At 64.6% G+C, this 20,027-nt stretch carries 13 protein-coding genes; 2 read left to right on the forward strand and 11 right to left on the reverse strand.

The features are described from left to right. Both ACFWF2_RS29155 and ACFWF2_RS29160 read left to right on the forward strand, forming a co-directional pair. On the forward strand, positions 1 to 605 hold a 605-nt coding region (locus tag ACFWF2_RS29155), incomplete at its 5' end, for a hypothetical protein (protein WP_379310669.1). Between the two features lie 80 nt (positions 606 to 685). Next, the gene (locus ACFWF2_RS29160; protein ID WP_379310680.1) at positions 686 to 1,282 is read left to right on the forward strand and encodes a TauD/TfdA family dioxygenase; all 597 of its coding nucleotides are present in this window, start codon (positions 686 to 688) and stop codon (positions 1,280 to 1,282) included. A 74-nt stretch (positions 1,283 to 1,356) separates the two neighbouring features. On the opposite strand, the gene ACFWF2_RS29165 is transcribed toward ACFWF2_RS29160, so the two are convergent. From ACFWF2_RS29165 to ACFWF2_RS29215, 11 genes are all read right to left on the reverse strand, one after another. After that, the gene (locus ACFWF2_RS29165; RefSeq protein ID WP_379310670.1) at positions 1,357 to 1,776 is read right to left on the reverse strand and encodes a hypothetical protein; all 420 of its coding nucleotides are present in this window, start codon (positions 1,774 to 1,776) and stop codon (positions 1,357 to 1,359) included. A gap of 5 nt (positions 1,777 to 1,781) precedes the next feature. After that, complete coding sequence (locus ACFWF2_RS29170) at positions 1,782 to 3,920, reverse strand: integrase (protein WP_379310671.1); 2,139 nt, start codon at positions 3,918 to 3,920, stop codon at positions 1,782 to 1,784. Next, positions 3,917 to 5,716: a hypothetical protein gene (locus tag ACFWF2_RS29175; protein ID WP_379310672.1), complete on the reverse strand. Its 1,800-nt coding sequence runs from the start codon at positions 5,714 to 5,716 to the stop codon at positions 3,917 to 3,919. The genes ACFWF2_RS29170 and ACFWF2_RS29175 overlap by 4 nt, the downstream gene beginning before the upstream one ends. Then, positions 5,713 to 6,867 carry an integrase gene (locus tag ACFWF2_RS29180; RefSeq protein ID WP_379310673.1) on the reverse strand — a complete coding sequence of 385 codons (1,155 nt, stop codon included), beginning with the start codon at positions 6,865 to 6,867 and terminating at the stop codon, positions 5,713 to 5,715. The genes ACFWF2_RS29175 and ACFWF2_RS29180 overlap by 4 nt, the downstream gene beginning before the upstream one ends. Before the next feature lie 471 nt (positions 6,868 to 7,338). Further along, positions 7,339 to 8,043 (reverse strand): creatininase family protein, encoded by a 705-nt coding sequence (locus ACFWF2_RS29185; RefSeq protein WP_379310674.1) that lies wholly within the window; start codon positions 8,041 to 8,043, stop codon positions 7,339 to 7,341. A 59-nt stretch (positions 8,044 to 8,102) separates the two neighbouring features. After that, a complete protein-coding gene (locus ACFWF2_RS29190; RefSeq protein ID WP_379310681.1) occupies positions 8,103 to 9,227 on the reverse strand; it encodes a tyrosine-type recombinase/integrase in 1,125 nt (374 codons plus the stop codon). Further along, positions 9,109 to 10,203, reverse strand: a complete 1,095-nt coding sequence (locus tag ACFWF2_RS29195; RefSeq protein ID WP_379310675.1) for a hypothetical protein — start codon at positions 10,201 to 10,203, stop codon at positions 9,109 to 9,111. Before ACFWF2_RS29195 ends, ACFWF2_RS29190 begins: the two co-directional genes overlap by 119 nt. Before the next feature lie 548 nt (positions 10,204 to 10,751). Beyond that, on the reverse strand, positions 10,752 to 15,701 hold the full coding sequence (locus tag ACFWF2_RS29200; protein WP_379310676.1) for a tetratricopeptide repeat protein: 4,950 nt from the start codon (positions 15,699 to 15,701) through the stop codon (positions 10,752 to 10,754). 24 nt (positions 15,702 to 15,725) lie between these two features. Continuing rightward, complete coding sequence (locus ACFWF2_RS29205) at positions 15,726 to 17,090, reverse strand: CHAT domain-containing protein (RefSeq protein WP_379310677.1); 1,365 nt, start codon at positions 17,088 to 17,090, stop codon at positions 15,726 to 15,728. Positions 17,091 to 17,103: 13 nt separating this feature from the next. After that, positions 17,104 to 18,513 (reverse strand): hypothetical protein, encoded by a 1,410-nt coding sequence (locus ACFWF2_RS29210; RefSeq protein ID WP_379310678.1) that lies wholly within the window; start codon positions 18,511 to 18,513, stop codon positions 17,104 to 17,106. Positions 18,514 to 18,521: 8 nt separating this feature from the next. Next, a complete protein-coding gene (locus ACFWF2_RS29215; RefSeq protein ID WP_379310679.1) occupies positions 18,522 to 19,907 on the reverse strand; it encodes a hypothetical protein in 1,386 nt (461 codons plus the stop codon). Positions 19,908 to 20,027 lie beyond the last annotated feature (120 nt).

Consider the following 20,027-nt stretch of genomic DNA (forward strand, 5'->3'; position numbering starts at 1 on the left):
GTGTTTATGAGACAGGTCAGGAAGCACTTCGTTTATTTTCAAGATCGTACGATTTTATTGATCGAGAGCCAGCCGAAGAGTTGGTATGGTTCGTCATGTTCATGCGGCGTGCATTGGATATCGTTCCAGGGACTCTCAATGATGCAGTGCTGCATTTCGACGAAGGGCGAGCGTTGGCGGGCCTGGCGGCTCTAGGGCCAGCGGTTCCAACTGAACTAGTCGTCGATCGCGGCACGGGTCCGGACGCGGTTGAGTCGACCGCATCGATTGTCTTGGCCTCCGGCGTGCTGCTGCGCGACTTCGAATGGAACATTACGAAAATATTTGCGACGCGTAGTGCGCGGCCCACTCGCATCTCGGAGCATGTAGCATTTGTGCCGTCATCTAGAGGTGTGGTGGTGATTGCTATGAGTGCGACAATGCAGGAAGTAGCACGAGCGGCAATGGATGCGATCTCATTCAGGCAGCTGGTGGAGGTTGTCGGCTCATTGCCTAGTTTGGAGTCGGAACGAGACCTCGACCGCAAAGTGCAAAAGGCGGTGCGCTTACTTACGCTGAACGGAGTTCTGTCACATTTGGTTGTTACGAACTCTGCTGAGCATTAGTGTTTGAATTGAATCATTCGAGGCCTACTGGAGGAATTGTGGCGATTCGCACTGAGTTGAAGGAGGTCGGTTGGATGGTGATGGACCTTCCGGAGACCGTTGATGCGAGTGATTCTTGGCAAAATTCTGTAAGGAAGCTTATCGGCTCCGATAAGGTTACCGTGCACCATTGGCGGATCGAGCCGACCCAGGCTGGTCCTTTGGCTCACACGCGTCGCTCTATGTCGGCGCACACCGATGGGACTCACCTTCCTCGGCCGCCAGACTACGTGGCATTAGGCTGCATAAGCCCACCATCCTTTGGCGGTGCCACCTTCCTGCTTGATGGCCATGACCTGATCCCGAAACTCCGCGTAGGGATGGCGGCTGCCCTTAGAGAGCCTCGCTGGTATTGGCGACTGCCTGGCGCGGATCGGACTCGGTTAGCCGCACCTAGGGCAGTGCTTGCGGAGTTCGGCCGTATACGGTGGTGGCGATTCGCACTTTGGCCGGTCGACGGCGTCCAAGAATCGGTCGCGGATGAACTCGATACAATCTTGATTCAGCAGCAGCCATCGGTCAAAGTTGAATGGACCTCTCAATGCGCGCTTCTGTTCGACAATGCGCGCATGCTTCATGGGCGGGAGGCCTTTGACGGCTCACGTGTCCTGCGCCGAGCTCATCTCTGGGTGAACTAGCCTAGGCGTGTTGAAACGGCGTTCGATCGGGAAGGTAGGCGTTGAGGGCCTTGCCTGTTGGTTTCCGACGTCGTTCACTCAGGAAGTCGGTGGCGGTCGGGATCGATGACTGTCAGGTGTGTCGTGCGTGACTGGCCGACGCCTCGCCGTAGGTTGTCGTTCTCGATGGTGAGGGCGTGCAGTGCCCGGGCGAAGACCTCATTGGCGGTGCGGTAGCTGTCGCGTTCATTCCGGAGTTCGTTAACTCGGCCTTTCAACTGGGCAATTTCGTTGTGCAGCTTCGCTTCCCGGTCGGTGACGCCTTGACGCATTCGGCATTCGGCGTAGAAGCGGTCTTTAAGGTCAGTGTGCTTGTGGGTCAGCTTGTTTCGCCTGAGCCCTGCTTCTTGCGCCAGGCTGATGATGTCGAGGTTGCCAGAAGACCGCAGCGGCGTACCGGCGAACAGGCGGTCCATGGCAGCGTTGATGGCGTCACGTTCTTCCTGGTCGGTCACGACAGCTAAGGCTCCTGGCTTGTGGTCTTGGTGGCTTCGTGCCGGTCAGCGATGCGTTGCAGGGCGGCGATGCGCTGTTTGAGGCGTTCTGTGAGCGGGACCGGTGTGAGGCCACTGGAAATCTGCTCGGCCAGCTCGGTGATCTCGTGCCGGAGCCGCTCGATATGAGTGTCGGTTCTGGCGATGTTGGCGCAGGCCGGATCACATCGCTCGATGGCCGGCGGCAAAGCCCGAGTGTTCCAGCGGATCCGTTGGGGGTGGCAGAGCGCCTTGGCCGGGTCGTGGTTACACGTCAGGAAGGTGTCCGGGTTGTCATAGACATGGAACTCGGGTTCGTCGAGCAGAGCTTCTGCCTGCCGGGGTGTAAGGAACTTTCCCTCGAATCGGCTGCGTGCGTCGCGTGCTGCCTGGATCATGCGTCCGGCGGCCGGGCCGGAAACACCCTGACCGTGGTGCAGTTCGTCGGCGACGGTGTCGAGGTAGTCGGCCATGGCCCGGGCGGTTTCGACGTCGAGGATCCGTCGCAGGCCCTGGCGGGCTCGGCCCGAGTATCCTTCCCCGACGATCGACGTTCGCAGGTGCCCGTATTGCAGTGCCAAGGCGATGCGGCCGCCGGGAAGGCGGCCTATGTGCCAGGCGACCGTGCGGCGGAACCGCATCACCACGACGCTGCCGTCGGGGTCGTCAGGGATGCGTTCGTTGTCGAGGTCGTTGCCGGCGGCGTAGTCGTTGACCCAGTCGATGAACGATCGGATGCGGGCGTTCGCGGCCATGGTCGACATCACGTCTCCGGGACGCCGACGGTCGCAGTTTTTGGCGAGCCAGGGCGGGTTCGTGGGAAACAGCATGGGCCCGTCCACGATTTGTTCGAGCACCCGAACGGCTGCAGCGACCGGCGGAACCACCGTCCACGGCACCTCGCGGGGAATGCCGCCTCGGGAGGGTGTCCCGTCCGGATGGCGGGCGCCTTTGAAGAACAGTCCGTGAAGCTGGTAGCGGACGCTGCCGGTGCCGTCGTCAATCGGGTCTGGACAGCAGCCGACCTCGAGTTCGAGGGCTTCGCCCGGGCGGACGCCGCTGAGGTAGAAGATCACGATCATCGCCGCTGTCGCCAACCGGGTCATGAGCAGTGGTGGCTCGTGAAAGTGGATGTGCGGCTTCCATTGCCGTCCGTGGATCGTGCCGTGCACCGGTGAGGGCAGCGGTGCGTGGAGGCCGACGGGCACGTTGTTCTCGCGGTGCCGGGTGGCCTCGTATTTGACGTGGGCTTCGCTGGTGTCGAACAGTCCGGCGAGATACCCGGCCGGGATCCCACGACGGCCGCGAGCGATGCCGCCAGGCAGTTCACCGTGCTCGCAGACCCAGGCATCCAGGAAATCCCGCAGCGCGACGGTGGCGTCCGGATTGGCGCGTTCTCGCACCCGAGCAAGGATCCGCTGGCGCTCACGCCAGGCGGTGATGATGTCGTCGGCGAGGTCGAGGACTCGCAGCGACCAGATCAGCAGTGGTGACATCACCGCAGGGTGGATGGCAGGGGTGGTGTTCTCGTTCGGGGTCGTGTCGGTGGGGAGGTAGTGCTTGACGCCTTCGTTTTCCCAGGGCGGCATGGGTATTCGATCCGAGGCTGGCAGGTGCGGGGCGAATCCCCACAACAGTGTGACCGCGTTGAGGTCGTCCTGTGCGACGGCGTTTGAGCAGCCGCGGCGGGCGACGTGGGCGACGTAGTCGGCAAGCACGTCGCGGTCGACTCGGTGAAGGCTGGTGACCTGCTGGTCGGTGAGCCAGATGGCGAATCGCCGCCATCCGAGGAAGACCTGTGCCATGGTGCCCGGTGCAGGCCATTCGACGCGGGCGGTGGCGGCGCGATTCAACAGCGCGGCCGGGGTGGGCCGGTTCACCAGAGTCCATCCGGCTCGGCGGAACGGTTCGCGCAGCGTCTCGGGAAAGGAGTTCCAGTTCACCGTCTGGCTGGTTTCGCTGCGTCGGCGGCCTAGCACGGTGTAGTTCCAGCGTTGATCGCCGAATCGTGACAGCCGGTCCGGATCGGTGCCCTCGGGCAGCCGGTCGGTGGTCGCGAACGGGTCTTCGGGGCGGATGGGCCAAGTCTCGTCGGCTGGACCGCTGGAAGCGAGGATGGTTGTCAACTGTCGAGCCTCCGATGCAGGAGTCGGTCGATCAGGGTGCGATCCGTGTCGCTGATCGCGTGCATCGCGGCGGTTTGCTCCGCGGTGGTGGTGTGTTCGGTAAGCAACTGGTCCAGGCGTTGGAAGTGTTCACGCCAGTCCTGTTCCCAGACTGTCCGGTCGACGGTGCCTCGCAGTTCGTTGAGTCCGCGGTGTAGATAGACCAGGCGCGGCAGGTGACGCCGGGTGATGACGGCGTTCTCGCAGCGCAGACACCACAGGAATGAGGCGGTGCACGGCTGGCCCGGTTCGTCGCTGAACGGGCTGTCGAAGAAGTCGGCGCAGGCGGTCGTGGCGGTGTCCATCTCGCCGCGCTGGATGGCTCTGGCCAGATCCGGGTTGTCTGACAATTCGATCAGCTCGTGGGCGCCATCGCCGAGGAGGACCCGCATCTTCATTACGGCCTGCGCGTGATCGAGCGCGTCGGAGAGTCCCTTGACGATTGTCTGCTGGGCCTCTGCCCTGGCGGCGGGGTCGCGTAGCAGGTAGATCGACTCGTGGGTTTGTTCGGTGTTCTGCGCGGGGTGTTTGCGGATGAGGACCTGAGCAGTGCGGCGGAGCCGCCGTAAACTGACCCGCAGCGGTGTTCCGTGTGCGGTGGACAGTCCGGCCGCGCCGGACCATCGGGTGATGACGCTCTGGCCGGGAATGCCCTCGCAGAATGGGTCTTCGGGGGTTCCGGTGCGGCGGCTGACGAGCAGCCTGTCCGTCGGCCGACCGAGTAGTTCCAGACTCTGGCGAGCCAGTTCGGTCGCTTCGATCGCGCGCCGCATCAACCGGCCCGGACTGTCGGGGCCGGTGTCGATCAGGTTGTTGCTGGTGTAGCGCAACCGGACCGGGCGGCGCCGCTTGTGAATCTCCACCAGGTGGATGGCGAACTCCCCATCAGCGACAGCCGGTTCATGGTCGGGGACACGCATGCGGTGCAGCACGCTGCGGTTCCAGCTCTCGCTCGCCACCAGCACCACGGTCAGCGCGAACACCTCGGGACCGGTCAAGAACAGCCTGGACCACGTCTTGTCGGCGGCGCGTCCACCCAGCACGCGGGCGTGCCGGTCCAGCATGTGCGCGCGGCTTCCGGATCGTGGGACATCCCCGGTGCGCAGAATCGCATCCAGCGCTTCGCCGATCATCCAGTCGTCGCTGCCTTCGGTGTATTCGCCGGCATACCAGCGGCGCAGGTGCTCGCGGTTGCTGCGTATGCGGACGAGTGCGGTGTTGAAGGTGGCCGCCGCCTTCGACCGGATTTGTTCGAACTCCTCGTAGGAGTAGGCGACCTCTGTAGGGCGGGGGCTCTGCGCGATCCGCTGGTCGATCGCGGCCGCCGTCTCCGCCGCAAGACCGGGGACCAGCGGCAGCACCGTCCGCAGCAGTGCCAGCCGATTGCGAGCCGTGTTGTTGTGTGGCAACGACAATCGCCACGCAGCCCACATCGCCGAGTTGATCTCGGCCGCCGTCGTCGGAGCGTCGGCGAGACCTGCCAGATACTCCAAGAATGCACGCAGCGCCCAGTACCCGTTGCGGCAGGTCTCCCCGGACCGCCATGTCGCTGACGGTCCGGACTTGCCATCCAGCGCCGCGGCGAACGCGCGTCGAAGCTCGACGCTGCCGGGCAGTAGGGTGAAGTCGAAAGTTCCTTCCACTCCGCCGCTTTCGCCGAACACCGTGACGATCAACCCGGTCGGGTCCAGTGATGGTGGTCGGGTGTAGCCCGCGCCCGGCAGGGTGGCCTTGCGTTGGTGACGGCCTGCTCTCACAGCTCGTCCTCGCCGACATCCATGACGCGTCGGCTCGCACCGGCGACCCGGGCCAGCACGGTGTCGAGATCCTCACTGCCGTCGAGCATCGTGGCAAGGCGGATCCCGTTCAACGGTTCGAGATACGTTTCCCGCGTGGTCTGCTCGCTCCGATGACCTAACAGGTCTTTGACCAGCGCGAACGCGTCACCGTAGATCTTGCGGAGGTCGTCGCGCTCCTCCTTGCTCAACCCGAAGCGTTGATCCAGCGCTCGATGCAAGGTGACCAGCATTTTGAGAGCGAACGAATGGCGCAGGGTGTGCGGGGAAGCCACGATGGGCTTGCCCAGCCCGGCGCAACGCCGGTTTGCCGACCCGAACACCGCCTCCCACGAGCGGAAATCCATCGGCATCCCTCCCTCGGTCAACCACAATGCCAACGGTTCGGGTCCCGCGCTGCCCTCGATGAACAGCAACCGCCGGGCTCGCTCGCCGATAAGTCGAATCGCTTCCTCGCCCCGGCGGCCCAGCCGGTCCTCCCATCCGACGCGGCAGTCTGTGCCGGACGAGATCGTGGTGACGAGCCGAAACCCGGATAGCCGGTCGTATCGGCCTACCCGCTGTGCCCGCCGGATCGCGGCCTGCCTGGTGGTGGCCATATAGGTGCTCACGCCGGCGAGCGCCGCAGCCGACACGTAGAACATCCGCTCGCGACGCTTGGCGACTGCCGCGGCCACTGTCCCCTCGAAATAGACTTGGCCCGACAGGGAGTGCGGCACCTCCAGCGTCAGCAGGCACCCTCCTTCTCGCAGCCGCAGCCCGCTGTCGAACAACAGGTCCGCGAACGCGGAGTTGCGGCCGTCGTTGCGGCCCCGCCACCCCGGCTGCGGCAGACCGCCCGCGGTGTAGCCGCGCAACCCGATGTCGCGCCACAACCGGTAGGTCCGCGGCGTCAGCCACTTCACGTTCGAGGCCCGCACGTCCTTGGGCTGGTTGTTGGCGACCTCCGCCACCGTGCCGTCGCGGCGGCGCACCGTGTGCGTCAACACCGGGGAACGATCGATATGGCCGACCGCGACTGCCCACCCGTAGAGCAGCTTGAACGCGCCAGCTCCCGTGCCCACTTGCTGCCGCCGATGCGGCGCGGGTTGTCCTCCGAACGCCGCCGCCACGACTCGTAGTCGTCGATGTCCTCGTAATCGGCTTGGTCCCAGTAGGTTTCGCGCTGGTGCAGGAACGTGAAGAACAGTCGATAGTCCTTGACGTAGGCGTGTTTGGTCTCCTCGGCCAGGAACCCGAACCTCGATCGGCGCAGGAAATACGCCAGCCGGGGATCGATGCGCCCGGCCGGGTCGATCAGGATCGGCGTGCCCGGTTCGATACTTAGTGCGCGCTCGCGGCTGTCGATCGTGGCCCACTCATCCAGCTGCGGCAGAAACCCCCGCGGCACCTCCATATCGCGCGATGTCCAATACAGCAGCCACTCACCGCCCGGCAGATCACCGGCAACCGATTCCATGCGGCGCATCACAACACGTCGACACACAACACGTCTGAACCTTCCAGGGAAGGGCGCCGCAAACCTGCCTGTGTTCGGGGGGTGATCCTGCGCTGCGAACTCAAAGCTGCAGCTGGAGACCTGTTCAGCCTCCGATCAGTTTGAGGTGGTCGGCGAATGAGCCGACCAGGCTGTCCAGCGCCGCCTGTCCCTTGGCCGGGGTCGCCAGTGACGGGTATCCGATGATGCCGCTCGAGGTGTAGGCCGACATGCCGGTGATGAGCAGATGCTCACGGTCTTTGGCCTCGTGGTCGGCGCTGGTATAGGACGCTTTGACCAGCTCGGGATGGGTGTGCAGCAGGATCGAGGTCTCCAGCTCACCACCATGCATATCGTCGTGGCCGTTACTGGTCATGCCCGCATCTTGGCGGGCGAGGGTCCATTCCTCCTTGCCGGGGAACAGAGTCAGGTGAGGGCCGTCAACGTTGGATTGGCACACGATGTTGGCCAGCACGTAGTTGCCGCCGTGCCCGTTGACGATGGCCAGCGAGTGGATTCTCTGGCGGGCCAGCGAATCTCGGATGTCGTGGATGATCGCGATCAACGTGGATGCGGTGATGCTGACTGTGCCGGCGAAGTTTTCGTGCTCCTGCGAACATGAAATTGTGATCGCCGGCAGCGGGTGCAAGGCGTAGGTGTCGGCGAGCCTGGACGCTATCGCACAGGCGACGAGCGTGTCGGTGGTCAGCGGTAGATGGTCACCGTGTTGCTCGTAACTTCCGACCGGCAGCACAGCGACCTGGGCGCGACGCTGTGCCAGGTCGGTTGAGGTGACGGTTGGCAAATCCACGATGGGCTCCTTTATCGGTGCTGGTCATGCTCGGCGGTTCGTAGTACAGCTCAGGTGTCTCACGCAGGAGCCAGAACCTGTGGAGCGCGTTGTTGAGAGATGCGGCGTTGGATCGACGGAGTCGGCGTCCTCCGCAGCTTTCGTCGAAAGCAGGTCCGAGAAGCAACAACAACACGACTGGACCTGCGAGGGAAATGGCGGCAGGGGCTGCCGTAGGGGCGGGCACAGGTGCCGAGCTCGACCTTGCGTTTGGTGAAGTGCTGCTCGAATTCTGCCCATTCGTCGGTGGTTGGCTCGCGGTATTCGCTGCTTGGGCGCAATTCCCGACGGCGTGTGATGAATGCGCGGTGATGACGCAAGACGTCGTCGTTGTAGACGGCTACATAGGTCTGCGTTGTGTTGAGGTCGTTGTGTCCGAGAAGCTTTGCGGCGATATGCACCGGCAGGCCGCTCGAGACTGCCTCGGAGGCGAAGATTCGCCGGAAGTCGTGGGGCGTGTAGCGCAGCGGCAGGCCGTCAGGACCGACGAGTTCGGCCCGTTCGATGGCGTTCTTGAGCAGGCGATTGGTGACGGCTGTGCTCATGACTCGAATCTCGGCGCCGTAGCGGCGTTGAAACAGGTGCGGCAGCAGGGGTCCGGTCAGCCGTTCGTAGGGGTTGTATCGGGCAACAAGCGGGACGCGGGCGTTTCCTGCGCGCACTCGGTGCACGATGCGCGCGAGGACATGGGCCAGCTCCGGTCCGACCAGTAGAACGCGCTCCTGGTCGAGCTTCGAGGGCGCGATCTGGAGCAGCGGAACGACCTCGCCGGAATCGGGCAGGGTATGGGTAGTCAGCGCGAAATGGGTCAGCTCGAGCAGTTCTTCGTGCCGAATTCCGTTGTGCCGCAAAGTTTCCACGACCGCCCAGGTCCAGAAGGCTTCGTCTTCGGCGCGCTCGAGGTCCAGGTGCTCGCCGATGCGGCAGCGCTCGACGCGAACTCGCCGAGCTCCCTGCTGGTTGCCCTTGCGTTGATCTGCCGAGACCTGCACACGACAGAACTCGGCGTCATCGAGGCGGAATCGTTCACCGACCGTCACGGCCTGCGCCGCGGCAAGCAGGCGCTCCATCCGCGCAAGGTGTTGCTCGACGCTGGCGACGAGATCCGGCAGCAGCGGCGCGAGGGTTCTGGTGCGTTGGTGCATGCGCGCGCGGCGCTGGCGCTGTTGCTTCATGCTGCCGCGGACGTCTTCGTCGCGGATCGGGCATCGGACCGCCCAGGGGCGCCCAGGTCGGGTCCTCTACCGCCCAGTGCGCGCTGTCGCGATAGAGCGCGCGCACGGCGAAGAACACGCTGTACCGGTCCTTGCGGGGCTCGCCCTTGCTGCCGGGGTGGCGTTTGAATCCGGCCCATTCCTTCCACGCGGCGGCGACGGCCGGCGGCAGGTCGATCGTGTCGAGGCCTGGGTGGTGTTCTTCGATGTCCTTCCAGAACGTGCCGGCCAGCAGGCCGACGAGGCCGCGCAGCGAGACATGATCCAAGCCTGTCGCGCGTTCGGTCAGGTAGCGGATCAGCAGGTCTCGCACGGGTTGGCTGGTCAGTTGGTAGCGGTCGACGAGTTCTTCGATGCTGAGCTGCCCGCGGTTGCGGGCAGCGCGAAGCGTTGGTGTGCCAGGCGGAAAGACGTTGTGCGAGCGCAGCATGTCCCACGCCAGGCCGACCGAGTTGCCGTTGCGCCCCGACGCCAGCAGCGCCGCGTGGCAGGCGAGGAGGTCGTCGGGGGTCAGCTCGCGCGGGTCTCGCCTGGTGTGCACGACGACGCGGGCCAGGTGGTTGAGCGCGTCGACCCGAATTCGTTCGCGGATGCCATTGCGTTCGACGGCGGAGTCGAGCTCGGCGAACAACGCCGCATCGGTGAGCTCGCGAACGTGCCGGTAGGTGTCGGAGAAGTGGTTGGTGACCCAGATCAGGCAGTTCATGCCGACGGTGAGGTACCGGCGTTCACGGCAAGAACTGCTGATCGGTCTGGTGCTGGAACTGATAGGCGGTGGCGTTGACGCGGAGCAGGCCACTGCGCCGGGCCCAGTCGGGAAAGACTGCAGGTCTGTCCGGAAAATCCCGTCAGACTTATGGCGGCACTCCGCGAATCGCTGTCGCCGGCCGCCGCCGACCTGGCCCACCGAGCAGCTCGGCGAGAGACAGCGCGGGTCGGCGAGGAACCATCAGAGCAAGGAAAGGCTGCTCAAACCACTTCAACGAGACTTTTGTCCGCAGCGGCGGCCGAGGAGTAGCTCTAAGCGTGTGTCTGGCGCCTTGGCGTGAATCAGGGTGCGCTGCAGATCGTTACAACGCCAAGTCAGCTTCGTTCCTCAGCGATGCAACAGCTTCGTCGCCTGCAGGCGGTGGGTCCGGCCGACCAGGCATGTACTCCGCAGCTCCATGGTCGCGGTGCCGTCATGTTTCGCCGTCCCGAATCAAGATCGCCGCGCCGGACCGTCGCCAGATTCATCGACATACGACGTCGCGCGATTCGCTGGCACAACAAATCCCGATACCGGCCGCCACCGTGACACCAGCCCCACGACAGCGGCAGTACGCCATCTTCGTTGCCGGTCCTGCCGTGAACCACGACTGATGACCGCGGAGTTGGCAGCGCTCGAGACCTGCAGCGTATGAAGGTAATCGGCGCTGGTGTGGTGTGCAGCAAATGGGTTGATCGCCCGGCGGCTCACCAAGTGCGGACTGGTGAGGGGCGCGCGACAGGGCGGTAGCGCAGATCCGCCTGACGGTAGTAGCGCTCGAGAGCCAGGCGGCCATCGGGCATCAGTAGCATCGGCGGTGGGCTCATCGGTAGGTGGTCGGCGGTGAAGAACATGCCGGCGCCTTCCTTGACAATGTCGTCGACGCCGTCGCTGGCCGCGATCTGATTCCCGTCGTCGAGGCCGTGAGGGTCGGTTGACTGTGTGTTCGGATGTGCGGTGACGGAGTGCACGCCAGAGTTCAGAACCGTTTCTACGAGGTCGGCGAGGATGGTGGCGGTTCCCAGTTGGGCTGCGCAGGCGAATGCGTCGACGAGATAGGTGCGTACGGTGCGCGTCCAGGCGTGACGGGTGGCTGCCTTGGGGAACTGAAAGCGTTGTGCGTCGAGGAAGATCAGCGCTGGCAGTGAATCCTCCAGTACCGCAGCTAGTTTGATGTATCGCTGGTAGTCGACCAGACCTTCGAGCTGGCATCGCCGGAACTCGATCGAAGCGAGGGCAAGGTCAACGGAGGCGATCGAGTTCTGCAGTCCGTGCTCGAGGTAGACCGCGCGGGCACGCCGGAAGTAGTCGGTAGCCTCGGCGAACTTGAGTAGCTGCGAATACAAGGCGCCGAGGTTGTGGGCGCAGGCGGCCACGCCGAGCTCGTCGCCGAGGCGTTCGAAGGCATCCAGGGCACTGCGGTGGGCGTCTATGGCGAGGGTGTGGTGTTGGCGCGCTGAATGGATGTTGCCTAGGCTGACATCGCATTCGGCCACTCCGGTGAGGATTTCCAGGCGGGCGAACTCCGCGCGCGCCGAGGTCTGCCACTGTTCGGCTTCATCTAGCTGCTCCACCCTGGAGGCGAGGTCGCCGAGGGTGTGTTCGCAATCGGCAACAGAACGGCCGATCTCGTGTTGCTTGTATATCTGCCAAGCTGCGGCGACAGCCTCTCGCGCTTCGCTCACACGGCCGGTCTTCTGGTAGACCGCGCCGAGATTTCGCTGGTTTTGTGCGGTGCCCAGCGCATCATTGCGTTCGATGTTCACCTCCCGGGCTTGAAGCAGGTACTGCTCGGCCTGGTCGTAGCGCTCAAGGGCTTCCTCGAGCAGCCCCATGCTCGCCAGGCAGTTGGCGATCATCTCGGCCAGATCATGGCTGCGGGCGGCGGAGAGGGCGCGGATGAGGAGATCGCGGGCTCGGGGGTAACGGCCCATGCGGCGGTAGAGGGCTCCTAACCCTTGTTCACAGGTGATCCTGAGTCCATCCAGGCCCAGGGTGCTCGCCGCCTCGAGTGCGGCGGTCAGTGGCGCTTCACCGTCTTCGGGGCGATCGTCCGACCACAGGTAGACGCTGCCGAGCAGGTAGTTGCACTGGGCCAGGTCTTCCGGCAGATCCAACGCTTGAAACTGTGCACGCGCGGACTCGAATGCCGCTGTAGCGGCAGGGAATTGTCCGAGCGTGCGGTGGGCTTGGCCAGCGAGGCGACGGCTGCGTGCAGCTTTCTGGTGTTGTTCGTGTTCGTCGTAGATCTCTATCGAGTGGGCGAGCACTGTCAGGGTCTCGTGGAAGCGGCCGGCGCCGAAATACATATCGGCCAGGTCGAACTCGCAGTCGGCGACGTCGGTGTCCCGGCCGAGGCGCTGGAATGAGGCGCGAGCATCGAGGTAGTAGGCTTCGGCCGCATCCAAACGCCCTGCGCGGAGCAAGATCCCGGCATGGGTCCGGCTGCTGGTTGCGCGCCAGCGGTCGAGACCGAGCTCGACATAGATCGCTGAGGCTTCGGCGACCGCCTGAAGCGCGGCGTCATGGTTGTCGGGCTGCTCCATCCGAGTCACCGCCGACAGCCACAGATTTTGGGCCAGCACGAACTGATGTCGCGTACCGCGTAGCTGAGCGATGGCACGCTCTAGACATGCCACTGCCTCGGCATTGAGCCCTCTTTTGAGGTGAACTCGAGCAAATCCGTTGTGGCACTGAGCAATTCCTAGCCGATCGTCGACTCGCTCGAAGAAAGGCAGTGCCTCGTTCAACCCGGCTTCGGCCTGGTCGATCTCGCCGACGGCGACGTGCACCATTGAACGGTTCAGAGTGGAGACTGCGACGCGGTCGGCGCGACGGCGCGCTGTGAACATCTCCTTGGCTCGGTCGAGATACTGCGCGGCGATGTCGTATCGTTCGGCGATGCGGTTCGCATCCCCGGCGCTGGCCAAACATTCAGCGAGACCGAACAGATCACCAGAGTGCTCATAGTGAGCGATCGCGGTGTCGTAGCTGTCTATTGCTGTGGTGACGTCGGCGAGGAGATTGTGTACCTCGGCCATCGACCGAGTACACAAGGCGAGTAGGGAAACGAATCCGGTGGCTCGATAGCCTTCGGCAGCGCGTTCGAAGTAATCTAAGGCCTTCGCGTAATCGCAGGTTTCGCGCGCTGTGTCGCCGAGTGCACGATCGCATTGTGCAACCAGCAAATCGTGGCCCTCGTAGTGGGCCCGTGCGTCACGGAACGCACCGAGTGCCGGTTCCCATTCGTCCTTCTGTAGATGATCGATTCCCTGGCGGTAGCGCTCGTGCCCTTTGTCGAGCTCGGTGTCCTGCCTGGCCTGGTCGACCGCGGCAGGATGCTGCCTCAAGTCCGTCAATTGCTTCCCGGCTTGCTCGATCACCACTGTGTGGGACAGGTGCATGGCCAGGTGCCGTGCGGTGGAGTAGCTCTCGATTGCTGCGGTGAAGTCACCGCGGGCGCGATGATCGGATCCGATATTGAATTCGCAGGCTGTGACCTTGCCGAGGGCACCGAGCCCGCGCAGGATGGTGCGGGCTTCGAGACGGTTCGACAGCGCTGCTACCGGGTCACCGCACCTGGCATGGGCGTCGGCGAGCGCGGTCAAGCAATCAGCGGCGGGCTGGTGCTGTTTGTGCTGATGGAACAATCGCGCGGCGTGGGTGAGGTCCGGCACCGCGTCCAGAGGCCGGTCGGCATCCAGGAATTGGCGCCCAGCCGCTTGGTGGGCGGCTGCGCAGCCGAGCTCACAGGCTTCGGTGCCGACGGTCTCGCCGGCAATGCGATGCAGATCGGCGGCGCGTTGCAGCACGGAGGCTGCGTCGGCGAAACGTGAGGCCGAGATGTGCATGTCGCCGAGAGCCAACAGGCATCTGCCCGCCTCTCGATGGTGCTCGTTGTGCTCGTAGAGATCGGCAGCGCCGGTGTAGGCGTGGGTGGCGGTGTCATGGTCGCCGAGGGCGCGGGTCAGATAGGCCTGTTGTTGCAGACAGGTGGCCGCGTCGGAGTCAAGGCCGATGCTGCGGTAACGCTGTGCCGCGTCGTGAAATTGTGAGGCTGCCTCAGGGTGCTGCCCGGCGTCTCGCAGCTGTATAGCCCAGGCTCGCACCGTTGCGGCGCTGCGTCGTTGGCACTCGGTGCTCGCATCGAGCCGGTCGGCCTCGAGGTAGCCGGATCGTGCACGGTCCCATGCAGCCACCGCATGCTCGGGTCGTCGGGCCGAGGCGTGGGCGCGAGCAAGATTGTCCTCGCAGATGGCGATTTCGATGGCTGCCGCGTCGGCGTTGTCGTAGCGCGAGCGCGCGGTGGTGTACGCCTCGACTGCGGCATCATGGTCTCCGCGAGTGAGGTGGATGTCGCCGACGCGGGCGTGGCAACCGGCGGCCCAGCGGTGGTCGGCGAGGTCGTCGTAGAGCTGGCAGGCTTCGGCGTAGCAGTGCAGTGCAGCGTCGTGGTTTCCTGCTGCGCGTTCGCGATCACCGATCGCGACGATCGTCGCGGCGTGGCTGCTACGTGCGGAGCGCATGGGTTGGTCTTGGCCGAGGCGTTCGTAGCCTTGGGCAGCGCTGCGAAAGGCGTCCGCTGCCGCGCGGAGCATGCCGCGCTTGTGCTCGATTGCTCCGATGTTGTTGTCGACTTGGGCGACTTTGTCGGGCAGGTCGGCTTCGATCAACAATGTGCGCGCGATTTGGTATTCGACCAATGCAGCGTCGAGGTCGCTGAGGCTGAGTATGGCGGCGGCAAGGATGCTCGCCGACCCGGCAGCAGCGAGGTCACCGTTTTGTCGGGCAGTGACGCGCGATTCGACGGCTAGGCCGACGGCTTCGGGGGAACGATCGGTTCTGTGTAGCAGCAACGCCAGCAAAAGCAACGGCGAATGCACAGGGCCCAGGGCAGGGCTGCGATAGCCCTCGATAGCGTGGCGCAGGTGCTCCTCGGCCTTGACCATACGGCCCTCGCGAAGGTGGATCCGGCCGATGTTGTCGTGGCATTGAGCGACACCGAGGCAGTTGTCGGCGTCGGCGAAGCTCACGCGAGCTTGTTCGAACGCTGTCATCGCCTGCTCGAGATCACTTGCGGTGAGGTAGCCCACCGCATCGGTGTGCAGACGTCGTCCGCGCGCATCGCTGGCGGTTCGGCGTAAGCGCTGCGCTTTGTCGTCCAACCCCGCTGCGGCGTAGTGCTGCGCGGCGCGTTGCAGAGTGTCCTCGGCGGCTGTGAACTGGTGCTCGCTCAGATAAGCCGATCCCAGCACGGCATCGGTCTCGGCGACCCGGTCGGCCATCTCGAGTGAATGAAATATCTCGCGGGCTCGTAGGCAGTGGGCCTGAGCGCTGGCACCGTGGCCGCGGGCAAGCGCTGCGGTCCCCGCCAGCAAGGCACAACCGGCAGCCTCGGTATGAGCACTGTGCTGCTCATAGGCGGCCTCGGCGGCACTCGCGAATTCCTCACTGCCGTCGTAGCGCCCGGCCTCGTACAATGCGGTGGCGCGGCGCAGGTCGAGTTCGGCAAGCCTGAAAAGGTCCTCCTGGTCTGCGGTCAATGATCGCGCCTCGTCGAACACGCTGTCTCCATCAGCGAATCGACCGTGCCCGTAATGGTCGATCGCGGTGGCGATTAGTGCCGAGGCGGTGGATTCCCAGTCAGTCGATCCCATGAATGCTGTGCTTTCGGTATGCGATCAGATCAGGGCCTCAGGTGTCGCAGCCGCAGGTGACGTGGTGCGGTTGGGTGCGTGGGTGGTCATCAGCGATGCCCACACCACCGGGGCTACCGCAATATCTCCGCTGGCTTTCCATCGGGTCAAGCATTGCAGTTGCCATGCGCGCAGACGCGCGATCGGGTCAGGATCGTTGTGGGCGAGATCCACTACAAGTGCCAGATCTGTGGTGGGCAGCACTGTGGTGCGGTTCAAGCCGGGGTGGGCACGATGGAAGGCGTGATCGGTCGGGAGCGCCCATCGTGTGGTGGTGACGGTTTCGGCACCGGCATTGAGCATCGCCATGACCAGCCCGAAGGGTTCAATGGCTCGGTAGTCTGCCCCGCCCTCGCAGGCGATGACGGCGACCCGGTTGGGCATCTTCCAGATCTCGTATCCGGCGCGGCCCTGCTGGTGCCGCCATTGCGCCAGGCCGTGTTCGGGGGCACCTGCGGTGCCCAGCAACATATCTCGTGCGGAGAAGGGCCGATGTTGGCTGTCAGGTTCGATTCGATCGCCATCGCCCATCGGTGCGGCCCATCCCCAACTGGTGGACATGGTGTCGCTGAGATGGATGGCCGCCGACCCCGGGTTGCCGGGATTGGCGGTGACGTGGCCGAAATAGAACAATCTCGCCAGTCCCGTGGTGTCGAGCAGTTCGGCCAGCTGCCGACGGTCGATCGTCGGGCGCACACACGGGCCGCTGAACTCATCGACACCGATGATCTTGTCGTCAGGGTAGGCTCCGAGATGTTTCTCGAATGCTGCGGTTCCGGCCACTGTCAGAAGCTGGTGGAGACCGGCTGTGGAGGCCGCCAGCTGCGGGTCGACGATGTGCAACGCGGGCAGCTCGGAGACATCGGGCCAGTCGAGCGGGTTACGACCCCGGTGGGCGTACAAGGTCGAGGGTGGGTCGTACTGGATGATCGCGTGTTCGATGAGGCGGTACTCGTCCTCGGCGAGCAATTCCCACGGCACCCGTGACAGCCGCGGGCTGGGGGTGACCCGGATCCGGATAGTCTCGCCATCCCGGATTCGTCGGCGCAGTTGACTTCGCAATCCGACCGGCAGCACTGTCTGCGCCAGTTGTCGGCACAGTCGCTGCTCCTGGTCGAGGTTGACGAGCTCACCGGCCACGAGTGTGCGTTGCAGTGTTTGCTCCTCGGTTTCGCCGTCGACTGCGGTGGGCAAACTGCGGTCGAGCCGGGCCAGGACCGCGGCCGAGTGCTCAGGGCTGACCACGTCGGCGTAGGGAATGGTCGGAGTATCGAGCCACCGCCACGCAACATAGGTCTCACCAGCGTCGACATAGCGGATCAGCAGATCGACGGTGCACGGTGTGCTCATGCTGTCTCGGCTTCTACAGCGTGTCCGCCGGTTGCGGCGGGAGCAGCTCTGCGAGAGTCAGTGCATCCACGCTGGAGACCGGTGCGGTGAGTTTGCGGTTGACGAACTCACGGATCGCGGCGCTGCGTGCATCGAGGTGCACCAAACGCGGGTCTGCGTGATCCATGTCGCGGGCCAGCACTCGCAAGGCGTGGTTGGCGGCGCTGGCATCAGAACGGGCTTGTTGACGAAGTGCCGTGGCGGCATATTCGGCGGTCGCCAAAGCAACAGGGTCGGGTGCCGCCAATTGCAGGATTGTCGCGGCGTGGCGAACCGCTGCCCATGCTTGCAGCATCAGGCGATCCGCTCTGACCAGGGTCCGCCCAGTCAGGTCGGTTCGAGTGGTGTCCACGAGGGTATCGGCGCTGGTGACGCCGAACCGCAGGCTGGCCGGGGGATGTCCTTGACACGACATGGCAGCGGTGAGTGTGCTGAGGTCGTTCATCACCGTCATCGGGGAGACACTGATCAGGTGGCCCGAGTGCGCATCGGTGGCGAAAGCCAGCAAGTTCTCGGCTTCCTCGCTGAAGGGGTCACAATGGGCGGCCAGCCGAGCTGTGAGGGTGACCCGGTCGGGGTCGCTGGTGCGAGCGAGGCGCAACTCGGGCACGTCGGCTCCGCGCCATTCGAACACGCGGGCAGGAACCAGGATAGGGTCGATGGGGGCGTAACCGAGCAGGTCGGCATCGCTGTCCGTTGACGTCGTCCGGGTCTCGCCTGCGTGCAGTGCGATGTTCGAGCGTTGATGATCGGCGTCGTAGCCGCCCCACTGAGCCAGCGCACGAATCAGCGCTTCGTCGGCGACTGCGTTGCCGATGGTCAACGACGCAATCGCAGCGAGGTACGGCGAGGGCCGCTCCGGTGTGCTCGTGGCCTTGAGCAGTTCGACGACGCGCTCGGTCACCGCAGAGGGTCGGTTGTCGGATCGGCAGTAGTCGACGAGGTCGTCGAGGGTGGTGTCGGCCATCGGCAGCAGGCGGGTGAGCGCGTCGCAATCGCCTGCCTGAGTGGCGGCAAGCGCCTGTTCGAGCTCGAGGATCGCTTCGTTCATCGGCCGCGGCAGCCACCGGCGTACCGCGATCACCTCCGCAAGGTGCGCCCACGCCGCCGCCAGCACTGGGGTGTCCCAGTCCAGTGCGTGGTCGCCGGCGGCGGCTCGCACCGAAGAGGTGAAGCCGGGCATCCCAACGGCGTCATCCAGCAGTTGGTCGGGGCCGGTAGCCGGAATGGACCAAGCCAGGGGACAGTGGGTGAGCGCAGCGTCGACAACGACCGCACCCGCGCCGCGGGTGTGTATTTCTACCGGTACGACAGCGGCGCTGCGGGCAGCGACCCACTCTATGCGATCGTTGCTGCGCGCCAGAATTCCCGCGATCACTTCCACTGAGGCGGTCATCGGTCCTCCCACAGCTCGGGTTCGCCGCACGCAATCTTGAGCATCATCATTATTGCGGCCACTGCGGTATCCGGCGTGCGTGAGAGCGCGTAAGGCACCACCGCACCACCGTGCGCATCGATATCTTCGCGCCACCGAGCTTCGATTTCCTCGACGATCCCTGCGGACGGTCCGCCATCGCGCAGGATCGCCAGCAACGTCGTCTTCTCCCAGGAATCGGTGGCGTCATCCGGTGCTTGAGAGCGGTAGCCGCGCACGCGCTCGATGCACCGCTGCATCGCAGGGGAAGACTGGGGGCCGTCCGGGCCCGCGGCTGGTTCCATACCCGACTCCCGCAGCGATTCCAGAGACAATGGGGTGGTCGAGTCGCGGCTGCGACGTTGACGGTCCTTGCTGGCGTACTTGAAACTCGCCTTGTAGATCGCGGTGACGACATGACTGTCGGTGAGTGCCAGGTGCCCTTTGGCGAGCTTGTTGGCGACGGTGGTGATGGCTTTCTCGTAAGCCAGTGGAGCGTCGAACAGAAACGCTCCATTGCTCAGGCCGAGTTCATCTTCCACCGGTTGGAGAGTGCCGTCGGCAGCGTGCCTTGTCGGTGGCAAAGCTCCATCGCCCCAGTGACGGGCAACGTCGCGAGTCGCCTCGGCCATTACGATCGCGCGGGCAGTCTCGCGATGATCCTTGTCGTGACCTTCCCGGGGTGGCTGTCCTACCCGGTCGGCGAGCCGGTCGGCGTGAGCATGCCATCGTGAAGCATGGTCGTCATCGGCATTGTCGGCGGCGAGATCGGCAAGCCATCGCAGCTTGGTGATGTAAGCGTGCACCACTGCCCGATACGGTGCGGCGATTTCGGGGCAGGGGTCATCGCCAGCAGCGTCGTCTAGCTGGTAGCCGGTTCTCAGGTACCGGTTCGTAACCGTGCGGTCGGTCAGGATCCCTGCACCGACGAGCGCATGACGGGCCGCAGGGGGAAGGCGGTCTGCGAACTGCTTGTGCTTCTCGTTGTACAGGCCACGCGGGATGCCCGCCACGCGAATTCTGGCGAAAACCTGGCGGTAGGAGCAACTGCGGTGTGCCAGCGGCGAAACCAACTCCTCGACGAGCGCCGCGTACTGCTGCCATGTTGAGGGTTCGGCGTTACTCAGGTACTCGTCGACGGCTATGGCACAGACCGTCGCGCTGAACCCAGCCCTCACCCAATCGCGTTGCCCCAGCGCCGTCGACCATCCGTGAACTTCGCGCTGCTGCACCCGATTCGGGCACGCGGGAGATAGAGGAGAGGTCTGCACCCACGCCTGCAGCACGGAGTTGCGAGACAACCCCGGGCTATGAACGTCGAACCAGGCTGCGCGCTCGTCGACCGGGTCATTGTGTGCGGTCACGGAACTGGACACTTCCCCTTCGAAGCGGCAGGGATCGTCGCCGCGGCCCCGCCCGCATCGACTGCGCCCCAGCGTATCTTACGGAAAATGGCCCGGGACCGGATCGAGATGATCCGGTCC

The sequence above is a fragment of the Nocardia sp. NPDC060259 genome, from assembly GCF_042728775.1.
Classification (GTDB): domain Bacteria; phylum Actinomycetota; class Actinomycetes; order Mycobacteriales; family Mycobacteriaceae; genus Nocardia.